We start from the raw sequence: 20801 nt of genomic DNA on the forward strand, positions 1-20801 counted from the left end.
GCTCGTCTCATCTTGCACGCCCTCCCGATGATCTCCAGGTCTTGGAGCGGTCGCAGTCTAGGGCGCGGTGTGGCCTGCGGGAGTGGGATTTCCGGCCGATCAGCGTGGCCGGAGCCCTGGCAGTCAGGCCACATGTCACGGTCGGTGTCGCACGGCCACCGGATCCGGTGTCGCGGTGCGAGCCCGTGGTGCTGTGCCGCGGAAGTGGCGCGATGAGTTTCCGGCGGTTGTGCGGTCTACCCGTAAACGAAACTAAGGGAGCGCAGTATGCGCGAGATCATCGTCTGCACGTTCCTGACGCTCGACGGCGTCATGCAGGCACCTGGCGGTCCGGACGAGGATGCGGAGAGCGGCTTCCGGCACGGCGGCTGGCAGAAGCCGGTGGACGACGACGAGGTCGGCGCGGCCGTCGCCGGTTGGTACGAGCGCTCCGACGCGATGTTGCTCGGGCGCAAGACGTACGAGATCTTTGCGTCGTACTGGCCGACGGCCGATCCTGACAACCCGTTCACCGAGCGGATGAACAGCATGCACAAGTACGTGGCGTCTCGGACCCTGACGTCCGTCCGGTGGCAGAACTCCACGCTCCTGGAGGGCGACACCGTCGATGCCGTACGGGCGCTGAAGGCGTCCGACGGCGGCAGCATCAACGTGGTCGGCAGCGGCGACCTCGCCCAGACCCTCATGCGGCACGGCCTGGTCGACGAGTACAGGCTGACCATCCACCCGGTGATCATCGGCACAGGCAAGCGGCTATTCGCCGATGGTGCGATCCCCACGGCGCTGGAGCCGGTCAGCGTCTCGACGACGAAGGGCGGCACCGTGGTCGGTGTCTACCGGCCGACCGGCCAACCCAGCTACGACAGCTACTGAGGGTGGTTGCTGCGGTTTCTCCGCCGACGACCGCCGGCGGCGGACATACGCAATGCGGCAGAGACCACGGAAGAGGGCGCCGCGTCGTCTCTCCGTGAACGTGATCACCTGACGTGGTGGAGAGGCCCGCGCTCCGACCGTGAGCCTCACCCGCCTGGCAATTCGTCCTGCCCGACGATTCGATGCACCACCGAAAGTTCGATCTTGCTGAAGACTGAGCCCGGAGTCGGCGCTGAATCGTTGTCTGCGATGATCAGCATGGACGGCACTCGGACGTCCGGGGGCGTGGACCGGACCCGAAGGGGTCAGTACAGGCCCATGCGGCGGGCGGTGTCCTCCCCGTGCCGCATCCGCTGGTGTGCGTCCTCTCCGAGAGCGGTGAGCACTCCGGCGACGACTGTCTCGATCACGGCGAGGGTGGGGACCAGGCTGTCATAGGGGGAAGGGGCCGCGACCTGGCTGGGCAGGACCACATCGGCGTGGGTGGACGCGGGCGAGAGCCACATGTCGGTGAAGAGGATGACCTTGCCGCCCTGTCCCTGTACGAGTTCGGCCATCGCCACCTTGTCCTGCTCGTAGCGCCGGTAGTCGAAGACGACGAGGACGTCACGCCGGTGGAGAGCCGCGAACACGGCAGTGCGTTCGACATCACGGTCGGGCAGGAACCTCACGTCGTCGCGCAGTTGCATGAGGTGCAGGCCGAGGTACTGGGCAAACAGGTTGGTGAAGCGTCCGCCGGCCAGGGTGATGCGGCGTTTGCCGTCGGACAGCAGTCTGATCGCGTGTTCGAGGTCGTGCGGGGGCAGTTCGGCGAGGGTCTGTGCCACGGCGCCGCTGAAGACGTTGCTGCCCCGCTGGAGGAGCGAGAGGTCCTCGTCCGGCCCGCCCTTGCTGCGCCCGTAATCGGTGGCCTCGTAGAGGGAGAGCGGGGAGGCGTTGCGCTCGTCGAGCTCCGCCCGCAGCGCGGCTTGGAAGTCGGGGAAGCCCCGGTACCCGAGCCGGTTGACGAACCGCAGGACGGTCGGGGCGCTGACGGCCGCCCGCTCGGCGAGAACGGCCATGGTCTCGAAGCCCGCTGACGGATAGCCGGCGAGCAGCACGCGCGCGACCTTGCGTTCGGCGGGGCTGACGTCGCCCAGCTTGAGGCGGATCTCGTCGGCGAGCGTGCCTGGGGCCATGCGCGGGAGCTCCCTTCGGGGTGTGGGACAGGGATGACAGGTGGCGGGTCGAGCCTACTGCCGCTGGTCGGGGGGTGGGGCCGGCCGGCTCCCTTCCCGGTGTCCGGCCGGCCCGGTCACCCGGAGTGGGGTCAGGGCGGAGTCACTCCGGAGCGACGGCGATCCGCAGGCCGATGACGGTGCGCGCGGTGGCGCCGTCACTGGTCCAGGCAGTGAATCCGGGTTGTTTGCCGAAGGTGACGGTGAACCGGGGTCCGCTCTCGAACGTGGACGCGGTCGCGGTGCGCTGGGCGCTGCTGGCCGCGAGGGCGCGCGCGGTGCCCAGGAAGGAGTACGGGACACCGGCGGGGTTGGCCGCGGAGGAGAACACGTCGGGGTTGGCGGGGACGGGTGAGGTCGAGGTCGGCACGAGGGGTCGCTGGCCGGCGGCGGGCTGGACACGCCACAGGTTCGGGTCGTAGCGGTCGCCGTCGGTCAGGTAGTTGTAGCGGGCACCGGTGAGGGACCATGCTCCGGAGGGTGTCCTCCCGGTCCGGGCCTGACGGAGGTCGAGGATGGCGACTCCTTGCCGACCGAGAACGCGCAGGCGCTCGTGCGGCGTGCGGGGAGCCTCCACGATGAGGGCTGTGTTCTCCTCGAGTGCGTACACACGGTCGTTCCCGGTGTCCGCGGCGAGGCGCAGGGCCCTGCCTTCGCGGCCGTACACGCCGGTGTGGGTGTCGATCAGTCCGGAGCTCAGGAAGCCGAAGCCGCCGGCGGGCAAGTAGCCGAGCCGAGTCGCGTCGTCGAAGTAGCCCGGGCTGCTGCCGTCGCATAGTCCCTCGTACGAGTCGCCTCCCGTCACCATGTCGGCTCCGGCGGCGATCTGCGCTCCGGCGCTGGAGCCGGATACGACCGCGCCGGCGGCGAGCTTGGCGCGGATCGTGGCGAGGACCTTGGAGTCGGTGTGGGCGGAACCGTGGAGCAGGGTGGTGACGTAGCGGTACTGGTCGCCGCCACCGAAGAAGAAGCCCGTCATGGAATCGACCTGCCGGACGACCTCGTCGGAGTCGGCATGTGCGATGTGGTCGAGGTCGACGGGGATCCACTGGGCGTCGGCGGCGCCGTACCGCTCGAACAGGTCGGAGTAGTAAGTGCCATTGCACTCCGCGTTGTTGCACTTGTCCGGGTCGGCGGCGTGCGGGTCCTGGCTGACGGGTACCGAGGAGGCGGTGATCACTCCGATCCTCGCCGAGGCTCCTCCGGCCCGCTGGATGATCTCGCCGTAGACCTGGGCGTTGTCGGCCTTCAGTCCGCCGCCGACAAGGACGAGGGAGCCACGGTCGCCGGCACGGCGGAGACTGTCGGCACCGGCCGTCGGGGCGAGGGCGAGCGTGAGCAGGAGCGCGGTGCCGCCCGCCAATGTGGTGCGGCGGGCTCGGGTCGGGACGCGCATGTGGTGCCTCCTGTGGATGGGGTCGTGGTGGCCGGGACCGCGGCGGCGCTGGCCTGCCGCGGTCCCGGCAGGGGCCGCCAGCCCGGTGCGTGCCGGTGGACCGGGCTGCCGGGCCTGGCCCCGTACCGGGCGATGGCGCGATCAGACCGGTACGGGACGGATGGGGGCGTCAGCCGGCGCGTCCGTCGCCGAGTTCGGCGACGAGGGACGCGAGGAGCGCGACGCGGACGGGGACGGTGGAGGTGTCCAGCCATTCCTCGGGGGTGTGGTCTGCGCCGCCGACCGGGCCGAGCCCGTCCAGGGTGGGCACGCCGATGCCCGCGATGAAGTTGGCGTCCCCCACGCCGCCCGTCGCCGCGCCGCCGAGCGGTACCCCGAGGTCCTCGGCGATCTTCCTGGCCCGCTCGAGCATGCGGCGCGAGGGGGGTGTGTCCTCCATGGGCGGGCACAGGTCAAGCTGCTCCACCGTGGCGGTGGTGCCGGGAACGGCCAGGCGTGCGGCGGCGGCCTGGATTGCGGACCTTGCCGCTCCGATGCCGGCGGCTGTGGCCGAACGCACCTCGACCCGCAGTTCGGCTTCCGGGCAGACGATGTTCGCCCGGGTGCCCGCACGGACCACGCCCACGTTGACGGTGACGTCGTCCCAGTGGCCGTTGAGTGCTTGGAGCGCCACGACCAGGTGGGCGGCTGCCAGGGCGGCGTTCGCCCCGCGTTCCGGCTCGATGCCGGCGTGCGCGGCCCGGCCGGTGACCGCCACCCGGAAGTCGGCCACGCCCTTGCGGACGATGACCACGTCGCCGTTCTCCCGCGCGCATTCCAGGGCGAGGGCGAAGTGGGCTCCGCGGGCCGCAGCCTCGATGGCCGGGCGGCTCGCGGGTGAGCCGATCTCCTCGTCCGGGGTGGCGAGGAAGACGAGTTCGGCGTACGTCGCTGCTGTGGTCTCGTGGAGGATCTGCAGCGCGGTGAGCCCTGCGAGGAGTCCGCCCTTGTCATCGCTGACGCCCGGGCCGTACGCCATGTGGCCGTCGAGTTCGAAGGGCCGCGTGGCTGCGGTGCCGTCTTCGAACACGGTGTCCAGGTGCGCGACGAGCAGTACGCGGCGGCCGCCTTCGCTCGCCGGCAGGTCACCGCTCTTGCGGGCGACGATCACGTCGCCGACCGGGTGACCGTGGGTGGGGTCGGGAGCGACGCGCTCGACACTGAATCCGATCCGGAGCAGCCGTTCCTGGATCCAGTCGGCCATCCGGTTGACGCCGGCGGGGCTGTACGAGCCCGAGTCGATGGCGACTAGCTGGGCCAGGTCGGTCAGGTAGCCTTCCAGGCGGGCTTGGGCGTGCCGGAGCAGCGCGGTGGTGCGGAGCTGCTCTCGTGCGGGGGCGGTCACAGGACCTTGGAGAGGAACGCGCGGGTGCGCTCCTGCTCGGGCTCGACGAGGACTTGGCGGGGATCTCCGGATTCGACGACGACTCCGGCGTCCATGAAGACGGCGGTGTCAGCCACCTCGCGTGCGAAGCCGATCTCGTGGGTCACGACGACCATCGTCATGCCGTCAGCGGCGAGCTGCCGCATCACGTCCAGCACGTCTCCGACGAGCTCGGGGTCGAGCGCCGAGGTGGGTTCGTCGAAGAGCATGAGCTTGGGCTTCATGGCCAGAGCGCGGGCGATGGCGACGCGTTGCTGCTGTCCGCCGGACAGCTGTGCCGGGTAGTGGCCGGCCCGGTCGCCCAGGCCCACCCGCTCCAGCAGGTCCTGGGCGTCGGCCTTGGCCCGCGTCTTGTTGACCCCGCAGACCTTCACCGGGGCCTCCATGACGTTGTCGAGGGCTGTCATATGGGGGAAGAGGTTGAACCGCTGGAAGACCATGCCGATGTCACGGCGTCTCGCGGCGACTTCCTTCTCGCGCAGTTCGTGGAGCCGGAGGCCGCTCTGGCGGTAGCCGACCAGCTCGCCGTCGACCGCGAGCTTGCCGCCGTCGACCCTGTCGAGGTGGTTGATGCAGCGCAGGAAGGTGGACTTGCCCGAGCCGGAGGGCCCCAGCAGACAGCAGACCTGGCCGCGTTCGACGGTCAGGTCGATGCCTTTGAGTACTTCGAGCTTCCCGAAGTGCTTGCGCACGCCCTGGGCGTGGACCATGGGGACGTTCACCGGACCGCCTCCGCGGTGTCCTTCTTCGTGCCCGCGGACCGGGTGAGGGCTCCGGCGAACACGCGGCGCAGCGGCGAGACGTGACCGCCGCGGCCGGTGCCGCGCCCGTAGCGGCGCTCCAGCCATGCTTGCGGGATGCCGAGCAGCGTGACCAGTCCGAGGTACCAGAGGCTGGCGACGACGAGCATGGGGATGACCTGGTAGTTCTGCGCGTACACGTCCTGGATGTTGGACATGAGGTCGTGCGCCGAGATGATCGACACCAGGGCGGTCATCTTGAGCATGTTGATCGTCTCGTTGCCCATCGGAGGGATGATGACCCGCATCGCCTGGGGCAGTACGATCCGCCGCAGCGTCAGTGTCGGCCGCATGCCGAGGGAATGGGCTGCCTCGGTCTGGCCGGTGTCCACCGACTGGATGCCGGCCCGGACGATCTCCGAGGCGTAGGCCGCCTCGTTGAGCCCGAGGGCCAGCAGCGCGGCGACGGCCGGGGTGAGCAGAGCGTTGGTCTCGATCTGGAAGAACGTGATGTCGGTGAACGGGATTCCGATCATCACGTACTGGTAGAGGGCGGCGGCGTACCCCCAGAAGATGATCTGGACCAGCAGGGGCGTGCCCCGGAAGAACCAGACGAAGAGGGAGGACATCCCGTACAGCACGGGATTGGCCGACAGGCGCATTACCGCGACCAATGTGCCCAGCGCGAGCCCGAGGGCCATCGCCGCTACGGTGAGCCAGAGGGTGGTGACCAGGCCCGAGAAGATCATGTCGGCGAAGAGGTAGTGGCCGATGATCTCCCAGTGGAGGTTGCCGTTCTTCGCCAGCGATCCGGCCACGCCGACCAGGGCGGCGGCAGCGGCGAGGGCCGCGATCCAGCGGCCGTAGTGGCGCAGCGGAACGACCGTGAGCTGCTCGGGCGACGCACGGTCGAGGTCTGCGGGAGCCGTGGTGGTGGTGGTCATCTTTAGTCCACCGCCGCGTTCTTGGTGGCCTCCTTGACGGCGATCGACGCGACGCCGTACTTGTCGAAGATCTTGGTGACTGTTCCGTCGTCGATCAGGGCCTGCAGCGCCTTCTGGATCGCGTCGCTGAGCTGCGGCAGCTTCTTGGACACGGCGATCCCGTTGGGCGAGGCACCGTAGCCGCCCACGGCGGCCGGGTCGTCGACGACTTCGAAGGCGTTGCCGCTGTCGGCGGTCTTGGCGGTCCAGCCCGCGGCGGGCTTGGTCTGCACCTGGGCGATGACCTTGTCGGAGCGGAGGGCGAGTTGGGCGTCGGAGTCCTTGGGGAAGGTCTGAATGTCGATCTCGGCCTTGCCGGCGGCCCTGCACTTCGCCTGGTGTTCCTGGAGCAGGTCCAGCTGGTTGGTCGCCGCCTGCACCGCGGCCTTCTTGCCGCACAGGTCGTCCAGGGTCGAGATCTTCTCGGGATTGCCCTTCACGACCATGATCCCGGAACCGGAGACGGAGTAGTCGACGAAGTCGACGACCGCCTGCCGTTCCTTGTTGTCGGTCATCGCCGACATCGCCGCGTCGAACTTGCCGGCCTGGATCGCCGGCACGATACCGTCGAACTTCTGCGGCGTGAAGGCGAACTTCACGCCCAGCTTCGCGCCGAGCGCCTGGCCCAGATCGTAGTCGAGACCGGTCAGTTCGGGCTTGCCTTCGGTCACGAACATCTCGAAGGGCGCGTAGGGGACATCGGTCGCCACGCGCACCACACCCGACTGCCTGATCCCCTCGGGCAGGGCGGCGTGGAGCGCCGCGTCCTTGGCGATCGTGACTCCGGCGACCGTGGCGGACGCGGGCGCCTCGGCGGCACCGCCGGAGGCCTCGTCCCCGCAGCCCGAGACCGTCACGAGGATCGCCACGGACAGGGCGGAGGCCGTCGACACGCGACGGAGAGACGGGGTTGGCATCACAGGTAACCCTCTCGGAAGATCGGCCGGCGACGACTGCGCGCGTCACCGTCTGACACGCCAGGAAATTACATCGACGGACGTCAGTTGGCTAGATGTAATCCACGTTTCGTCGAGGTAACGGCCCGCACCCCGTCATCGAGGGAGCACATCAAGGCCTTCCATCTGCCCAATCGACGGATCAGACTGCCGAGGCCCCCACATCCTGCGTTACACCTATCGCAGCTGAAGATCAGTCTGTACCTTCCGTTACTGCAAGCCGCAGTGGCTGCTTCGCCGCTTCGCTGCGGTACCCCTCACCGCTGCTCCTGGAGGACCCATGCGTCCGTTCCCCCACCAAGCCCGCCGCATCGCCGCATCTCTCGCAGCCGCTCTCGCAGTCATCGCCGGCGGGCTCGCCCAGGCCGAACCCGCCGAGGCCGCCGCCAGCCGCATCCGCCTCGGCAACTCCGCCGATGTCGGCCGGGCCACCTGGTCAGGCCCCGCCTTCACCCTGAACGGGTCCGGTGGCATCGTCTCCGCTTCCATGGCCAGGGCCGTCGACGCCATCCGCGGCGGAACCGGCTCGCTCGACGTGGTGGTGCTGGCGGCGTCCACACCCGCTTCCGGCAGCAGAACACCCGAGTGCGATGCCGTCATGCGCCTCAGCGGTATCAACTCCTGCACCACGTGGACGCTCACCAAGCCGAGTGACGGCAACAACTCGCAGGCCAACACCGACATCCGCAACGCGGAGTTCGTCTACTTCGCCGGCGGCGACCAGTGCAAGTACGCGGCCTGGAAGTCCACCTCTCTCCGCGCCTCCGTCCAGTCGGTCGTCGCCAAGGGCGGCGGCTCCGGTGGGGGCAGCGCCGGCCACCACATCAACAGCTCCGTCGTCTACGACGCCTGCCAGGGGAGCATCACCTCCAGCGAGGCCCTGGCCAACCCCTACGACTCCTACGCGACGTTCACCACCGGCATGTTCGACTGGCCGAACTACGGCGACACCATCAACGACTCCCACTTCGTCTCCCGCGACCGCATGGGCCGCACCATGGCCTTCGTCGCCCGCGCGCTCAAGGACGGACTCACCCAGGGCGGACGGGCGTGGGGCGTGGGCGTCGAAGAGGGTGGCTCCCTCTTCATCGACAAAGACGGGCTGGCCACCCTCTCAGGCGCCGACACCTATGTCGTCCTCGGCGACCACACCCCCGAGAAGGCCGTCCCGGGACAGCCCCTCACCTTCACCGGCTTCAAGATCTGGCGCCTGACCGCCGGCCAGACCTTCGACTTCAAGAACCGACCCACCTGCGGCTACTACCTCAGGAGTGTCACCAACGGCGTCACCGACAGCAATCTGTACAACGGCACACCCATCACCAGCTGCTGACCCCGGCGACGAACGGTCCCGGAGGCGGGAAGACAGCGCACCCGGGACCGATCCGGCCAGATTCGGCTGCCCGAGGAGTTCGGCGCCGAAGCCGCTGACAGCAGCGCGACGGCCGGGCGGGCACCGTCGCACGAGAGCGGTGCGGCGTTCGCGCTCAGCCGGCGTGGTCCTCGCCGCCACCTTCGCCGCGCTGATGGTCATCCCGCTGGCCTTCCTGGTGCAGGTCGCCTTCGTCGTCGCCTGCGGTGTCCTCCTCGACACCCTCGTCCTGCGTTCCTTGCTGGTACCGGCCCTGGTCATCGACATCGGCCCGCGCGCCTGGTGGCCCCGCACACTGGCCCGGTCTCCGGCCCCCCGCCCGCGCGGTACAGGGGCTGCACCGGCTCGGCGATATCGACGAGGCACTCCGTGGTGCTGTCCCCGGCCCCCGACGAGCCCTGGGCTTGGTGTTTCTTCGACGAGGTCTTTCTCGTCCGGGAGCCGGAGGGAGAAGGGGCGGACACGGTGCGTCCGCCGCCGCTGACCTGAGGGAAGGCCGGTGGAGGTGGTGGTAAGCGCGGTCCGGGTGGGCGTGTCACGTGCGTCAGGACGTTTCCGGAGCCTTGAGGTCGGCGAGGACCTCGCGGGCCGCCCTCGCTCCCGAGGCCATGGCTCCCTGGAGCGAGCCTGTCGCGCGGTGGTCCCCGCAGACGTAGCGGCCCGGGGCGCAGCGGGTCGTCCGGGTGAGGGGCATCGGCGGCGTCATGGCGGGCAGAGCGTTGTGTACCGTCACGCGGTGCACCGGCTCCCAGGTCGCGGTGTCCGCGCCGTACGCCTCGGCGAGCGCGGTGAGCACGGCGGCCTCCTCGGCCGGGGTCGGGGCGCCGAGCACGGAGGTCGACACCAGGCTCCTGCCGTCACGGGAGTAGCCGGGCTGCACCTCGGTCAGTACGCATGTGTTCAGGAACCTGCGGCGTGCATCGACGAGCAGCGTGGGTTCCGGCAAGGGGGATCGCTCGACCGCGTGGTAGAGGGTCGTGACGGTCCGGCCCGCCGCCGGCTCCAGGCCGGGCAGCAGGCGTGCCGCGGCGGCGCTGCCGGTGGCAACGACGACGGCTCGGGCCGGCAGTTCCGCTCCGCCGACCACCACTCCCCCTGGTGTCAGCCCGGACACCGGCGACAGCGTGCGCAACACCCCGTCGGGCAGTCCGGCCGCGAGCTGGGCCGGTACGGCGCCGATGCCGTCGCGGGGGAGGCAGAGCGTACCGCGCAGCATGCTGCGCCAGACCAGGTGGAAGAACCGGGCGGAGGTCTCCAGGGAGTCCTCCAGGAACACCCCGGACAGGAAGGGCCGGAAGAAGGTTTCGACGAAGTCCTCGGAGAAGCCCGCGGCGTCCAGAGCCGCGCGGGTGGTGGCGTCGGGGCGGGCCCGCACACGGGAGGCGGGTGCGAGCAGGGAGTATGCGGACAGGGTGCCGAAGGCGAGCAGGTCACGCGGCTTGACCTGCCCTCCGGTGAGGAGACCGATCCCGTCGCGGGGGCGCCGCGTGGGATCGGCGAGCCGCAGCCGCCCGCCGTCGGTGTGGACCAGCACACCGGGCGTGAACGGCCGCAGGCGCAGGGTGCGCAGGTCCAGGCGGTGCCTGACCTGCGGGTAGGAGGTGTTGAACACCTGGAAGCCGCGGTCGGCGGTGAAGCCTGCGACACGGTCCGTGCGGATGCGCCCTCCGGGCGTGTCCTCGGCTTCCAGGAGACGCACCCGCAGGCCGGCCGCGGCAAGGTCTGCCGCGCACGCCAGTCCGGCGGCTCCCGCACCGATGACCACCACGTCGGGCCGGTCGTCCTGCGCTCGCGCCATCGGTCCCCTCACGCTCCTTGCCGACTCGTGCGGATGCGGCTGTCGCCAGGGTAAGCACGGCTTCGGCGGGGGAAGTGGGACCGCGCCGCCCCGGGCGTGCCGGGAGGTCAGGGCGTCGCGGAGAGCACGGCGCTGTGGACGGCTCGGGCCAGGCGAGCCCCCCACGGCGAACGGGGCCCTGCGAAGCAGTGGACCTCGTCGCCACGGGCGGGCACGGGGGCGGCGACGCATACCGCGTCGGTCGGGGTGCCGGAGCAGTCGTAGCCGGCCTCGACCAGCGCCTGCACCTTGGCCTCGGTGGCCGTGGCCACCGCGTTGACCAGCGCGGCGTCCGTCAGTGCGACAGGAAGGGCGACGACGATGTTGATCGTCCCGGGCCGGGGCACGAACGCCTCGGTCCGGGCCGCCGTGGCTGCCCAGCCTCGCACTCCGAGCCCTGCCGTGACCGTCGCTTCGACTCCGTCATCGCATCCCCGGCCGTGGTGACGGACATCGGCCGCCGTCATCAATCCCACACCCGCGCCCCGTACGCCCGCCTCGTGAGCCAGGTCGGCCAGATGCCGGTCCGGATCGTCGCGCCGGTAGCCGTGGGACACCTGTGCGTTCAAGACCCACGCTCGCTCCCCGATTCCCCCGCCGAGCACCGCGCTGCTGATCATCCGCCAGCCGGGACCCACTTGCCACAGCAGGGCGTGCAGCTGCTCGCCCTCCTCGACCCGGGACAGCACCCGCACGGGCAGCAGGCCGGCGGAGGTGCCGGACGGACGGATCAACGCGCTCACTGGGGTCACTCCGCTCGGGGGACGTGAAACGGCTGATCCTAAGCGCTCTCGGCGCGGTGACTGCAACGGCGCCGCACGGCCGTGGTCGCACGGGATTCGATGCAGAAGCGCTGCGAGTCTCGTATCCGCCCATACCGGCCATGCTGGGCCCCTCGGGGCAGGACGACTCGAATCCTCTGGGAGGGTCCATGGGCCTGCGAGAAGAACTGCCGGCATCTTTCAGCTTCCTGATGGGCTTGATGGTCATGACCTTCGGCATGTACGGCCGCATCAGCGGCGGACTGCCCCATGACAACCCGTACTGGCGCCGACGTCACCCCGAACGGCGAGCGGTTGAGGCACCCGTCCCCCAGGGCCGGCTCAGTGCCGCGACCACCCGGCCGAACCTGCTGCCGGAGCGCTGAGACCGCCATGCAGGAGAGCACAGCAGGCGTACTGGTGGTAGGAGCCACGTAGGCAAGCATGCGAAGCCTCTGGTGGAGACGGTTCTCTTGGTCGAAAACCCATCTACCAGGGGCTTCATCCGTCTGTCAGGCCAACGACCCAGCTCGCGCGAGAGGTTGGAAAGGGCTCATTGGTTCCTCGCGGTCAGGCTTGGCGGGCGTGGGACGCGAGGCGATCGGCGAGCGCGATGACGAGGTGGCGGAGTTCATCGGGGCGCTCGATGACGAACGGCCGGTCGAGTGAGGCGAGTACCGGAGGCAACCAATCGAGCCGCTCCGCCCGCAGCTCGACGCGCAGCCAGCGCTCGGTCGCCCGGTGCTCGCCTGCAACGGGCGCGTGCTCCTCCAGGCTCGCGACGCCGGCGGGAAGGTGGGCGCGGATCTGGTCGACTGTCCCGTGGATCCGCAAGGTCACCTCATGCCGGTACTCGGCCGTGGCGAAGGCTGACAACAGGCGATGTGCCGGATCGGGACCCGCCGGCGCTTCGAATGAGCCGGGCAGGGTTCGTGCGTCGGCGATGCGATCGAGCCGGAAGGTTCGGTCCTCGCAGATCCGGGCGTCCTGGCCAGTGACGTACCACCGGCCCGCGTGGGCGACGACCCCGTACGCGTGCAACGTGCGTTCACTACGCCGTCCGTCACCGTCGGTGTAGCGGATCGAGACCGGTCGGCGGTGGCGCACCGCATCGGCGATGGTAAGCAGGACCTCAGCGTCCGGGGTGTCGAACTTCCCGGGCTGATCCGTGAAGGCGACGGCATCCAGGAGCGTGTCGAGCCTGCGGGCGATGTGCTTGGGCAGCACCCGCCGGATCTTCGCCGATGCTGTCTCGCTCGCCGTGCGCTCCGTCGTCGTCAACCCCGCTCGGCGACCGGCGACCAGGCCGAGCAGCACGGCCAGCGCCTCGTCGTCGCTGAGCATGAGCGGAGGCAAGCGGTACCCCGGGGCGAGCCGGTACCCGCCGTAGCGCCCGCGCACCGATTCCACCGGCACGTCAAGGTCGATCAGCTGCTCCACATACCGCCGCACGGTGCGCCCTTCGACGCCAAGCCGGTCGGCGAGTTCGGCCACCGTCCGGGTGCCGCCCGACTGCAGCAACTCCAGGAGTGTCAGCACGCGGCCGGTGGGTCGAGGCATGTGCACAGCCTAACGGGAAAGGGGACCGATTCTGTCCACTATTTCTCCTAGCCTGCGACGTACAGCGATTCCATCTGCCAAGGAGATCACCATGGACTTCGTCTCGATCCGCATCATCACCAGCGACGTCGCACGCCTCGTCACGTTCTACGAGCGAGCCACAGGGGTGCAGGCAATGTGGGCCACCGAGGACTTCGCCGAACTCAAGACCGCGGGCGCCACCCTCGTGATCGCCGGCAGCCGCACCGTCCCGCTGTTCGCCCCGGGCTCCGCCCGTCCAGCGGACAACCACAGCGTGATCACCGAGTTCCTCGTCGACGACGTGGACCGCGTTCACCAGAACCTGACCGGCTTCGTCACCGACTTCGTCAACGAGCCCACCACGATGCCCTGGGGCAACCGGTCGATGCTGTTCCGCGACCCCGACGGCAACCTCGTCAACTTCTTCACCCCCATCACCCCGGCTGCCATCGAAAAGTTCGCACGCTGACGCCACGCACAGCCGCTCAAACGGGAGTCCTGAGATCCCCAGGCTCTCGGTGAACGCCCCCGCCGGGTCCAGGAGGGCCACCAGCAGGGGGCACCGGAACGCACCGCTGCCCCCGAAGGACGTCTGCGGTTGTGCCTTCGGGTCGACGCTGGCCGGCCAATCGCCCCTGCCCCGGCGTCGGCGGATGCTTGCGGACGAGGCGATCCGCCGCCGCTACCGCGCCGGGGAGAGCTCCGGTGCTGCGGTCTTCCACACCAGCGTGTACCTCGGCGACATGCAGACCTTCAGACCTTCCTTGATGACGCCGCCGCCCGGGCCCCCGAGCGCGGACCGCACCGGCTCGGTGCGTCCACGGACGAGATCCGCCTGGAGAAGGTGGTCTATCAGTACCGGGCAAGGACAAGCCTGCCGTCGACGGCGTCTCCCTGACCCTGCGGCGCGGCCAGATCCTGGCGATCGTGGGGGCGAACGGCTCGGGGACGTCCACCCTCAGAGGAGGGCCCGCCCGCTGCGCCGGCTGCGGCCTGGACCTGGGCTCGGACCGGTAACCCGTTCGGACCAGGTCCGCTGGGGGGCCGCACAGCGGAGTCCTCGCAGGTCGGACCCGGTGGAGAAGCCGTCGGGTAGGGCTGGTGGAGGCCTTGCGGGCTGGCAGCGCACGACGGCCGGCCGTCTCCTGGCAGCACGTCCGCCAGGAGACAGGAGGAACTCATGGCCAAGCAGGGCAAGGCGAGGTCCGCCTCGCTGAACGAGGTCAAGGCGAGCCTTGAACGGGCCTCCGCCGACGTCGACCGTGTGCTGGGGCTGCAGGGGATGCAGCCCGAAGGGGGTGCTGCCACCCCCGCCGTCGCCGGTTTCCACAGCACCCAGTCGATCGGCTGCAGCACGTACAGCGTGGCATGCGGGCCTGGCGGCAGAACGGTGCAGATGTGACCGCGGAAGGATCACAAGCCGGCCGGGGCCCCTCGCGGGGCCCCGGCGGATGAGCGCCCGTGGACCGTCAGGCGGCCCTGGCTGCCCACCACCTCTTCGGCCTCGCCGATCCCCGGCATTACGAGCCGCTGTCCCGCAGGGCCATCACCCCTGAGTACCGCGACGCGCTGCGCCGGCTGCTGCCGGACGCCTGGGTTCTGGAGCGCGGGGACGTCTGGCTGCACGCGCGGAGGGCGCCGGGATCCACGGGGCGGTCGGCTCCGCCGCCGACCCAGGGCTTCAAGATCCATGTCTCCTCCGCCCCCGTGCACGCCGTCCGCCTGTTCGAACTCGTGGTCCCTGTGTGCGTGTCGTACCGCGTCGAATTCAAGGCCGCCGCCGACCCGGTGATGCTGGCCGTACTCAACTCGAAGACACAGCAACGTGGTTTCTCCGGCAAGTTCATGACGCTGTACCCGCCCGACGAGCACGTCTTCGCCGAGCTGATCGAGACCCTGTACCAGTGCACGGCCGACGAGGCCGTCGAGGGGCCGTACATCCTCTCCGACCGGCGCTATCGGGACAGCAGGGTGCTGTTCTATCGCTACGGGGGCTTCCGGCCGCCACGGCGACTCAACATCGACGGCACGCAGAGCACGTTTCTGGTGGCGCCTGACGGCTCGTACGTGGCCGACGAACGGCTGCCCCTCTTCCGGCTGCCGCCCTGGGTCCGCGACCCCTTCGCCGAGGAGCCGGCTGAGCGACCGGCGTCCGGGGCCGCGGCGCGGTCAGGCGCGGAGTCCGACGTGGAGTCCGACGTGGAGTCCGACGTGGAGTCCGACGGCACACTCCTCCACGATCGCTATCTCGTCGAGGGCGCCCTCGCCTTCTCCAACGTCGGCGGCGTCTATCACGGCACCGACCGGGTCACCGGGGATCGGGTCGTCGTGAAGGAGGCGCGGCGGCTCACCAACTGCTGGACGAGCGGAGACCGCACGGTCGACGCAGTCGACATGCTGCGCCACGAGTACGAGGTACTGCGCCGACTGGAGGGCTTGGACTCCGTTCCCCGTGCGGTGGACCTGTTCCGGGAATGGGAGCACACGTTCCTGGTGGAGGAACGGCTGGAGGGCGTCGCGTTCCACGACTTCTGGGCACGCGACGAGGTCATCCTCGCCCCGTACATCCGACGGGAGGGAAGGGTGGACCGGTTCGTGCCCCTGTTCCGGGAGGTCGCCGGCCGCCTGGTCCCCATGATCGAAGAGGTGCACGCCCGCGGTGTGATCCTCGGCGACCTCTCGCCGAACAACGTCCTGATCGACGCCGACACGCTTCGGATGCGGTTCATCGACTTCGAGAGCGCTGTCCACGAGGACGACGAGGCGGACATGCTGTCCTACGGGACCCGCTGGGGCACACCCGGCTTCCTTCACCCGGACCGCTCCTCGCGCAGCCGGCTCCTCCCCTGCGACGACTGGTACGCCGCGGCCATGCTGCTCTACAGCGCCGTCGCGCCCGCCACCGCGTTCTTCGGCCTCAACCCCGCGGCGAAGGACCTCTTCCTCGACGAACTCGTCGCCCTCGGCGTCCCCACGCAGGTGAGGTCCGTCGTGTCGTGCCTGGCCGCCGCCCGGGTCGACGAGGCGAAGAGGGTCCTGGCCGACTGGAAGGACAGATGACGCCATGACGCCCCTGGTGACCGAAAGGCAGAGGTCCGGGGACGGTGTCCCGGCCTGTCCTGACGCGGAGGTCCGGCGCACCATCGACGGGATCGCCGGCATGCTGCTCCGGACCTTCGACGAGCGGCGCAGCGACCGCCTCTGGCCCGCCGACTACACGGTCTTCGCGACCAACCCCCTGAGCGTGGCCTACGGCGCCTGCGGGCCTGCGCTACTGCTCGGTTCGAGGATGTGCGGCCGGGGGGCGCCGGCGGCCGGGCTGCCGACCGAGGTGGCCGCCTGGATGCTGGGGCGGCCGCTGGACAACGACACCTATCCGCCAGGGTTGTACGTCGGCCTGGCCGGCATCGCATGGGCCTTCCACGACCTGGGCTGGGAGGAGCGGGGCGAGGCCGTGATGACCCTGCTGCGCTCCTCTTCCCTGCTGTACGACGATCCGAGTGTGTTCCTCGGCGTCGCCGGATGGGGACTCGCCTCGCTGCGCTTCCACGCGCGGACCGGGCAGCAGCGGCATCTCGACCATGCCGTGCAGGCGGGCGAGCACCTCCTCAGAACGGCCGAGCACGTGGGCGACACCTGCTCGTGGCGGTCCTCTCTCGACGGTCTCGTCCATTACGGGTACGGCTACGGCGCGAGCGGCATCGCCCTCTTCCTCCTCCACCTGCACCTGGCGACCGGCGAAGAGCGCTTCCGTTCTTACGCCGTACGGGGTCTGGAGTTCGACCTGGGCCGTGCGAGCGAGAGCGGCCTCGGCCTGCAGTGGCAGCGGGTCGAGGGCGACCCCGTGGTGTACCCGTACTGGATCCACGGAGGCGCGGGGGTCGGCAGTGTCCTGGTCCGGTTCCACCGGCTCCTCGGCGACGAGCGGTACGGCGAGCTCGCCCGGCGGGTGGCTGACGACACCTTCGTCACGTACTCCTACGCGCCCGGTCTGTTCGAAGGCCTGGCGGGGATCGGCGAGTTCATGCTGGACATGTACCGCTGCACCGGCGATGAGGAGTACCGGGACAGGGCCCGTGCCGTCGCCAGGACCGTCCTGTGGTTCCGGGTCGAGGAGGAGGGCGGGGTCGCGTTCCCCGGCCGTTGGCTGAACCGAATCGCCCACGACTACGCGACCGGCTCGGCGGGCATCGGCATGTTCCTGTCCCGGCTGGTCGCCCCCGGCGAACGTGCTTTCGTGGACCTGTGAGGGCTCGGCGGGTGCCCGGAGGCCCCTGGCACGCCTCGGTGAGCAGCAGGGGAAACTGCTCCGTGGCCCGACCGCTGTCGGGCCGCGTGCCCCGGCCGGCCAGAACCCACGACTTCGCGGTCGGCGTCGTGCGCTTCCCCGTACGCGTAGGCGTTCCTCCATCGACTGCTCGATGAGGCGATCGGCCTGCTCCCGGACTCCGTCCAGGAACTTGGCGTAGAAGCGGAATGCGATGCCGGCGTCCGTGACGCCCAGGGCATCGTCCCGCCCACGTCGACGGGCTTTGCCCGGATGGGGTAGGCGCCCTCGCGGCGCGTCAGGCACACGCGTTCGGGTTGCCGCGCATCCGAACGCGGGCGCATTCGTTCGCGGCGCGCAAGGCGAATCGCGCGCCGCGGGTGTGCTGCGGCCCGGCCCGGGCACGCCATTGTGGTGATCCGGTCGCCCTACGTAGCGTGGTCAAGCGGAATGACCGGTCTCCGGATCGGGAAACCGCCGCATGCGCATGCAGGCCGCAATCCCCCGAAGCGAAATGGAGTTCGACCATGACGTATGAGCGCCCCACCCTCACCAAGGCCGGCAGCTTCCGCAAGGTGACCGGCATCAAGAACACCGGGCCCAAGGACGTCCTCGGCGGCAAGCAGCTCCTCTGACGTGAGTCCCGTGCCGCCCCGCTGAACCGGCGGCCGGGCCACCGGGTGGCGGCCCCCAGCCGCCACCCGGTCACCCCGCTTCCCGTACATCGCCGACCGAAGGCCGTAGCCGTGGAAGACCCGCTGTCACTCCATGCCCTGCCCACCTGGTTCGCCGTCCTGCCCGACACCGACGCGGCCGCCGCCGTCGCCGCCAAAGCACTCGCCCACGCCACCCAGGGGCTGCGCCACGCATCCGGGCGCCCGTGGCTGGTGGGGCGCTGGGCGCCCTCGAGCATGGTGGTGGGCGAGTGCCGAGGGACCCGCGTCGCCGTGCTCGGCGAACACTCCGTCACCGCCGAAGCGGCCCGCCGCGCAGCCGCAGCCGCCGAAGGCACCTCCCTGTCGGCGCTCGACCGCATCAGTGCCACCTGGACGGGCAGCCTCCATCTCGTGGCCAGCCGAGGCGGGCGGGTCCGGGTCCAGGGCGGCGTCGTCGGCATCAGGCGGGTGTTCTTCACCAGTGCCACCCTCCCGGCGGTCGGCCGTGTCAGCCTGGCCTCCGACCGGGCCGACGTGCTCGCCGAACTGGTCGGCGCCGAACTCGACGAAAGAAGGCTCGCCCTCGAACTGCTCACGCTGGGCGTGCCGCACCCGCTGTCGGGCTCCCCGATGTGGAAGGGCGTACACGCCCAGCCCGGCGGCCACTACCTGACGCTCGACTCCGACGGACGGGCCGAGGAGACCCGCTGGTGGTCGCCCCCCGATCCGCACCTGTCCCTGGCCGAGGGCGCCGGGCGCTTCCGGGAGGCGCTCACCGCCGCCGTCGCCACGCGCACGCGCGGGCGCGAGCTGGTGACGGCCGACCTGGGCGGGCTCGACTCCACCGCCGTGTGCTGCGCCGCCGCCCGCGGCGACGCGAAGGTCGCGGCGTACACCGCCGCCATCCACGACGAACTCGGCGACGACGTGTACTGGGCCCGCCGGACCACCGAGGCACTGGGGACGATCGAGCACCACATCGTCCCCGCCTCCGACCTGGCCATGACGTTCGACGGGATCGACACCCTCGACGACCTCCTGGACACCCCCAGCATCCTCACGGTCGACCGCAACCGTCGCATGCACATCATCGCCCTGGCGGCAGCCCGCGGATCGCGCCTGCACCTGACCGGCCTGGGGGGCGACGAACTCCTCGCCGGAGCGCCCGCCCGCCTGCACGCGCTGATGGGCACGCATCCCCTCACCGCGCTGCGGGACCTGCGCGGATACGCCGCGAAGTACCAGTGGTCCCGGGGGCGCGTGCTGCGCCAGCTCCTGGACCGCCGCTCCTATCGCGCCTGGCTCGGCAGGGTCGCCCGCGACCTCGACGAGCCTCCGGCCCCGGCGGACGAACCGCTGCTCGACTGGTCGGCACCGCCGCGCATGCCGGGCTGGGCCACGCCCGAGGCCGTGGAGGCGGTACGCGAGCTGCTCCGCGCGCACCTCCCCGAAGCCGAGCCCCGTGGCCGCGGGCACGGCGAGCACCGGGAGATGGCCGCGATGGACGGCATTTCCCAGTGGACCCGGCACATCGGCCAGATGGCCGCTCCGCTGGGCATCACGGTGGCGGCCCCCTATTACGACGACCGGGTGATCGAGGCCGCCCTTGCCGTCCGGCCGCAGGAGCGGATCACTCCCTGGCGGTACAAACCGCTGATCGTCGAAGCCATGCGCGGCATCGTCCCCGAGGCCAGCCGCACCCGCGGCACCAAGGCCAACGCCACCTTCGAGGAGGAGGCGGGGCTGCGCCGCCACCGCGCCGGCCTGCTGGCGCTGTGCGAGGAGTCGCGTCTCGCCCGGCTGGGCCTCGTCGACGTGGAGGTCCTGCGCGAGTGGTGCCGCCGGGCCCTGTCGGCAGAGACGGAGAGCTACCTGCTGCACCCGACCGTGGCCTGCGAAGTATGGCTGCGTTCCCGGGAGATGACACCGTCCCGGACGCGATCTCCGACCGAACGGGAAAGGTGAAGCCGATGTGCACGTTGAAGCCCGGAGTGCTGCTGACCGAGACCGAGTACGGCATGGCCCTGCTCGATCAGAAGAGCGCCGAGTACTGGACGCTCAACCCCGCGGCGGCCGTCGTGCTCCGTGAGCTCCTGGACGGCCACAGCACCGAGCGGGCGGCGGCGGCCCTCGTGGAACGGTACGAGGACGTGGACACCGAAGTGGCCGCACAGGACGTCGTGAACATCGTCGAAGACCTCCGCTCCGCCGGGCTCATCACGCTGTAGCCCGCCTCGGCCGCCGACCTCTGACTGCCGACCGCCGACCGCCGACCGCCGACCGCCGACCGCCGACCGCCGAGAGAACGGATACACAGATTGTCGACTCCGGAAGCCGTTCCCTACCGCCCTCGCTCCGTGCCTCCGGGCCGCCGTCTCGGGGCGCGCATGGTGATCGGCTGCGCCCACATACTGGCCACCCTGCCGCCCCAGCGGATCCGGGCCGTCCTGGCCCGGATCCGCCGCGGAGCTCGGCCCGCCACTCTGGCCGAGGCGGAAGCGGCCCGGGAGACGGTGCTCGCCGTGAGCCTGGCCGCAGGCGGGCACAAGGGCTGCCTGCCGCGGTCCCTGGCCACCGTGCTGCTGTGTCGCTGCCGCGGCCAGTGGCCCACCTGGTGCGTGGGCGTGCGCACCCGCCCGCCGTTCGCCGCGCACGCCTGGGTGGAAGCCGAGGGAGAACCCGTCGGCGAGGGCACGCCGGCCGGATACTTCCAGCGCTTCTTCGCGGTGGAGTGAGCCC

19 protein-coding genes and 3 pseudogenes are annotated in these 20801 nt (G+C 70.5%); 13 read left to right on the forward strand and 9 right to left on the reverse strand.

The genetic code is table 11. From position 1 onward, the window contains the following. The first annotated feature begins 267 nt into the window (after window positions 1-267). Window positions 268-873 carry a dihydrofolate reductase family protein gene (locus AB0M16_RS16035; RefSeq protein WP_365343119.1) on the forward strand — a complete coding sequence of 202 codons (606 nt, stop codon included), beginning with the start codon at window positions 268-270 and terminating at the stop codon, window positions 871-873. 305 nt (window positions 874-1178) lie between these two features. On the opposite strand, the gene AB0M16_RS16040 is transcribed toward AB0M16_RS16035, so the two are convergent. The 6 genes from AB0M16_RS16040 to AB0M16_RS16065 all read right to left on the reverse strand — a co-directional run bounded on the left by AB0M16_RS16040 (window position 1179) and on the right by AB0M16_RS16065 (window position 7549). Then, a complete protein-coding gene (locus AB0M16_RS16040; RefSeq protein ID WP_365343121.1) occupies window positions 1179-2051 on the reverse strand; it encodes a MurR/RpiR family transcriptional regulator in 873 nt (290 codons plus the stop codon). A gap of 142 nt (window positions 2052-2193) precedes the next feature. Then, entirely contained in the window at window positions 2194-3486 is a 1293-nt protein-coding gene (locus tag AB0M16_RS16045) for a cyanophycinase (protein ID WP_365343123.1), read from the reverse strand. A gap of 169 nt (window positions 3487-3655) precedes the next feature. Further along, the gene (locus AB0M16_RS16050; RefSeq protein ID WP_365343125.1) at window positions 3656-4870 is read right to left on the reverse strand and encodes a M20/M25/M40 family metallo-hydrolase; all 1215 of its coding nucleotides are present in this window, start codon (window positions 4868-4870) and stop codon (window positions 3656-3658) included. Beyond that, entirely contained in the window at window positions 4867-5619 is a 753-nt protein-coding gene (locus AB0M16_RS16055) for an amino acid ABC transporter ATP-binding protein (protein ID WP_365343232.1), read from the reverse strand. Before AB0M16_RS16055 ends, AB0M16_RS16050 begins: the two co-directional genes overlap by 4 nt. 8 nt (window positions 5620-5627) lie before the next feature. After that, window positions 5628-6593 (reverse strand): amino acid ABC transporter permease, encoded by a 966-nt coding sequence (locus AB0M16_RS16060; RefSeq protein WP_365343127.1) that lies wholly within the window; start codon window positions 6591-6593, stop codon window positions 5628-5630. 2 nt (window positions 6594-6595) lie between these two features. Then, on the reverse strand, window positions 6596-7549 hold the full coding sequence (locus AB0M16_RS16065) for an ABC transporter substrate-binding protein (RefSeq protein WP_365343129.1): 954 nt from the start codon (window positions 7547-7549) through the stop codon (window positions 6596-6598). A 319-nt stretch (window positions 7550-7868) separates the two neighbouring features. On the opposite strand from AB0M16_RS16065, the gene AB0M16_RS16070 reads away from it, so the two are divergent. Both AB0M16_RS16070 and AB0M16_RS16075 read left to right on the forward strand, forming a co-directional pair. After that, entirely contained in the window at window positions 7869-8921 is a 1053-nt protein-coding gene (locus AB0M16_RS16070) for a hypothetical protein (protein ID WP_365343131.1), read from the forward strand. Window positions 8922-9075: 154 nt separating this feature from the next. Next, window positions 9076-9267: pseudogene (locus tag AB0M16_RS16075) on the forward strand (MMPL family transporter); the annotation flags it as partial. Window positions 9268-9504: 237 nt separating this feature from the next. Here AB0M16_RS16075 and AB0M16_RS16080 read toward each other — a convergent pair. Together AB0M16_RS16080 and AB0M16_RS16085 are read right to left on the reverse strand one after the other, a co-directional pair. After that, a complete protein-coding gene (locus AB0M16_RS16080; RefSeq protein ID WP_365343133.1) occupies window positions 9505-10758 on the reverse strand; it encodes an NAD(P)/FAD-dependent oxidoreductase in 1254 nt (417 codons plus the stop codon). A 107-nt stretch (window positions 10759-10865) separates the two neighbouring features. Then, window positions 10866-11540, reverse strand: coding sequence for an adenosylcobinamide amidohydrolase (locus AB0M16_RS16085; protein WP_365343135.1), 675 nt, complete (start codon window positions 11538-11540; stop codon window positions 10866-10868). Window positions 11541-11758: 218 nt separating this feature from the next. On the opposite strand from AB0M16_RS16085, the pseudogene AB0M16_RS16090 reads away from it, so the two are divergent. Continuing rightward, window positions 11759-11944, forward strand: a pseudogene (locus AB0M16_RS16090) (hypothetical protein); the annotation flags it as partial. Between the two features lie 184 nt (window positions 11945-12128). On the opposite strand, the gene AB0M16_RS16095 reads toward AB0M16_RS16090, so the two are convergent. Further along, window positions 12129-13118, reverse strand: a complete 990-nt coding sequence (locus AB0M16_RS16095) for a YafY family protein (protein WP_365343137.1) — start codon at window positions 13116-13118, stop codon at window positions 12129-12131. A gap of 91 nt (window positions 13119-13209) precedes the next feature. Here AB0M16_RS16095 and AB0M16_RS16100 point away from each other — a divergent pair, with 91 nt between their 5' ends. The 9 genes and pseudogenes from AB0M16_RS16100 (at window position 13210) to AB0M16_RS16140 (ending at window position 20797) form a co-directional block, all read left to right on the forward strand. Continuing rightward, complete coding sequence (locus AB0M16_RS16100) at window positions 13210-13608, forward strand: VOC family protein (RefSeq protein ID WP_365343139.1); 399 nt, start codon at window positions 13210-13212, stop codon at window positions 13606-13608. 232 nt (window positions 13609-13840) lie between these two features. Beyond that, window positions 13841-14099: pseudogene (locus AB0M16_RS16105) on the forward strand (ATP-binding cassette domain-containing protein); the annotation flags it as partial. Between the two features lie 220 nt (window positions 14100-14319). Continuing rightward, window positions 14320-14541, forward strand: a complete 222-nt coding sequence (locus AB0M16_RS16110; RefSeq protein ID WP_123458135.1) for a hypothetical protein — start codon at window positions 14320-14322, stop codon at window positions 14539-14541. A 59-nt stretch (window positions 14542-14600) separates the two neighbouring features. Next, window positions 14601-16199, forward strand: a complete 1599-nt coding sequence (locus AB0M16_RS16115) for a hypothetical protein (RefSeq protein WP_365343141.1) — start codon at window positions 14601-14603, stop codon at window positions 16197-16199. Window positions 16200-16203: 4 nt separating this feature from the next. Next, window positions 16204-17388, forward strand: coding sequence for a lanthionine synthetase C family protein (locus AB0M16_RS16120; RefSeq protein ID WP_365343143.1), 1185 nt, complete (start codon window positions 16204-16206; stop codon window positions 17386-17388). 545 nt (window positions 17389-17933) lie between these two features. After that, window positions 17934-18041, forward strand: a complete 108-nt coding sequence (locus AB0M16_RS16125; protein WP_158688462.1) for a keywimysin-related RiPP — start codon at window positions 17934-17936, stop codon at window positions 18039-18041. A 111-nt stretch (window positions 18042-18152) separates the two neighbouring features. Beyond that, window positions 18153-20027 (forward strand): lasso peptide isopeptide bond-forming cyclase, encoded by a 1875-nt coding sequence (locus AB0M16_RS16130; RefSeq protein ID WP_365343147.1) that lies wholly within the window; start codon window positions 18153-18155, stop codon window positions 20025-20027. 5 nt (window positions 20028-20032) lie between these two features. Beyond that, the gene (locus tag AB0M16_RS16135) at window positions 20033-20290 is read left to right on the forward strand and encodes a lasso peptide biosynthesis PqqD family chaperone (protein WP_365343149.1); all 258 of its coding nucleotides are present in this window, start codon (window positions 20033-20035) and stop codon (window positions 20288-20290) included. Window positions 20291-20380: 90 nt separating this feature from the next. Continuing rightward, window positions 20381-20797, forward strand: a complete 417-nt coding sequence (locus AB0M16_RS16140; protein ID WP_365343151.1) for a lasso peptide biosynthesis B2 protein — start codon at window positions 20381-20383, stop codon at window positions 20795-20797. Window positions 20798-20801 lie beyond the last annotated feature (4 nt).

Origin of the sequence: Streptomyces sp. NPDC051921, assembly GCF_040680975.1 — a bacterium.
Lineage (GTDB): Bacteria > Actinomycetota > Actinomycetes > Streptomycetales > Streptomycetaceae > Streptomyces.

Coding starts and splice junctions, on each gene's coding strand:
- AB0M16_RS16120 (WP_365343143.1), top strand. CDS start 16,204: ATGACGCCCCTGGTGACCGAAAGGCAGAGGTCCGGGGACGGTGTCCCG.
- AB0M16_RS16065 (WP_365343129.1), bottom strand. CDS start 7,549: ATGCCAACCCCGTCTCTCCGTCGCGTGTCGACGGCCTCCGCCCTGTCC.
- AB0M16_RS16040 (WP_365343121.1), bottom strand. CDS start 2,051: ATGGCCCCAGGCACGCTCGCCGACGAGATCCGCCTCAAGCTGGGCGAC.
- AB0M16_RS16070 (WP_365343131.1), top strand. CDS start 7,869: ATGCGTCCGTTCCCCCACCAAGCCCGCCGCATCGCCGCATCTCTCGCA.
- AB0M16_RS16045 (WP_365343123.1), bottom strand. CDS start 3,486: ATGCGCGTCCCGACCCGAGCCCGCCGCACCACATTGGCGGGCGGCACC.
- AB0M16_RS16100 (WP_365343139.1), top strand. CDS start 13,210: ATGGACTTCGTCTCGATCCGCATCATCACCAGCGACGTCGCACGCCTC.
- AB0M16_RS16110 (WP_123458135.1), top strand. CDS start 14,320: ATGGCCAAGCAGGGCAAGGCGAGGTCCGCCTCGCTGAACGAGGTCAAG.
- AB0M16_RS16060 (WP_365343127.1), bottom strand. CDS start 6,593: ATGACCACCACCACCACGGCTCCCGCAGACCTCGACCGTGCGTCGCCC.
- AB0M16_RS16095 (WP_365343137.1), bottom strand. CDS start 13,118: ATGCCTCGACCCACCGGCCGCGTGCTGACACTCCTGGAGTTGCTGCAG.
- AB0M16_RS16055 (WP_365343232.1), bottom strand. CDS start 5,619: ATGGTCCACGCCCAGGGCGTGCGCAAGCACTTCGGGAAGCTCGAAGTA.
- AB0M16_RS16035 (WP_365343119.1), top strand. CDS start 268: ATGCGCGAGATCATCGTCTGCACGTTCCTGACGCTCGACGGCGTCATG.
- AB0M16_RS16125 (WP_158688462.1), top strand. CDS start 17,934: ATGACGTATGAGCGCCCCACCCTCACCAAGGCCGGCAGCTTCCGCAAG.
- AB0M16_RS16135 (WP_365343149.1), top strand. CDS start 20,033: ATGTGCACGTTGAAGCCCGGAGTGCTGCTGACCGAGACCGAGTACGGC.
- AB0M16_RS16080 (WP_365343133.1), bottom strand. CDS start 10,758: ATGGCGCGAGCGCAGGACGACCGGCCCGACGTGGTGGTCATCGGTGCG.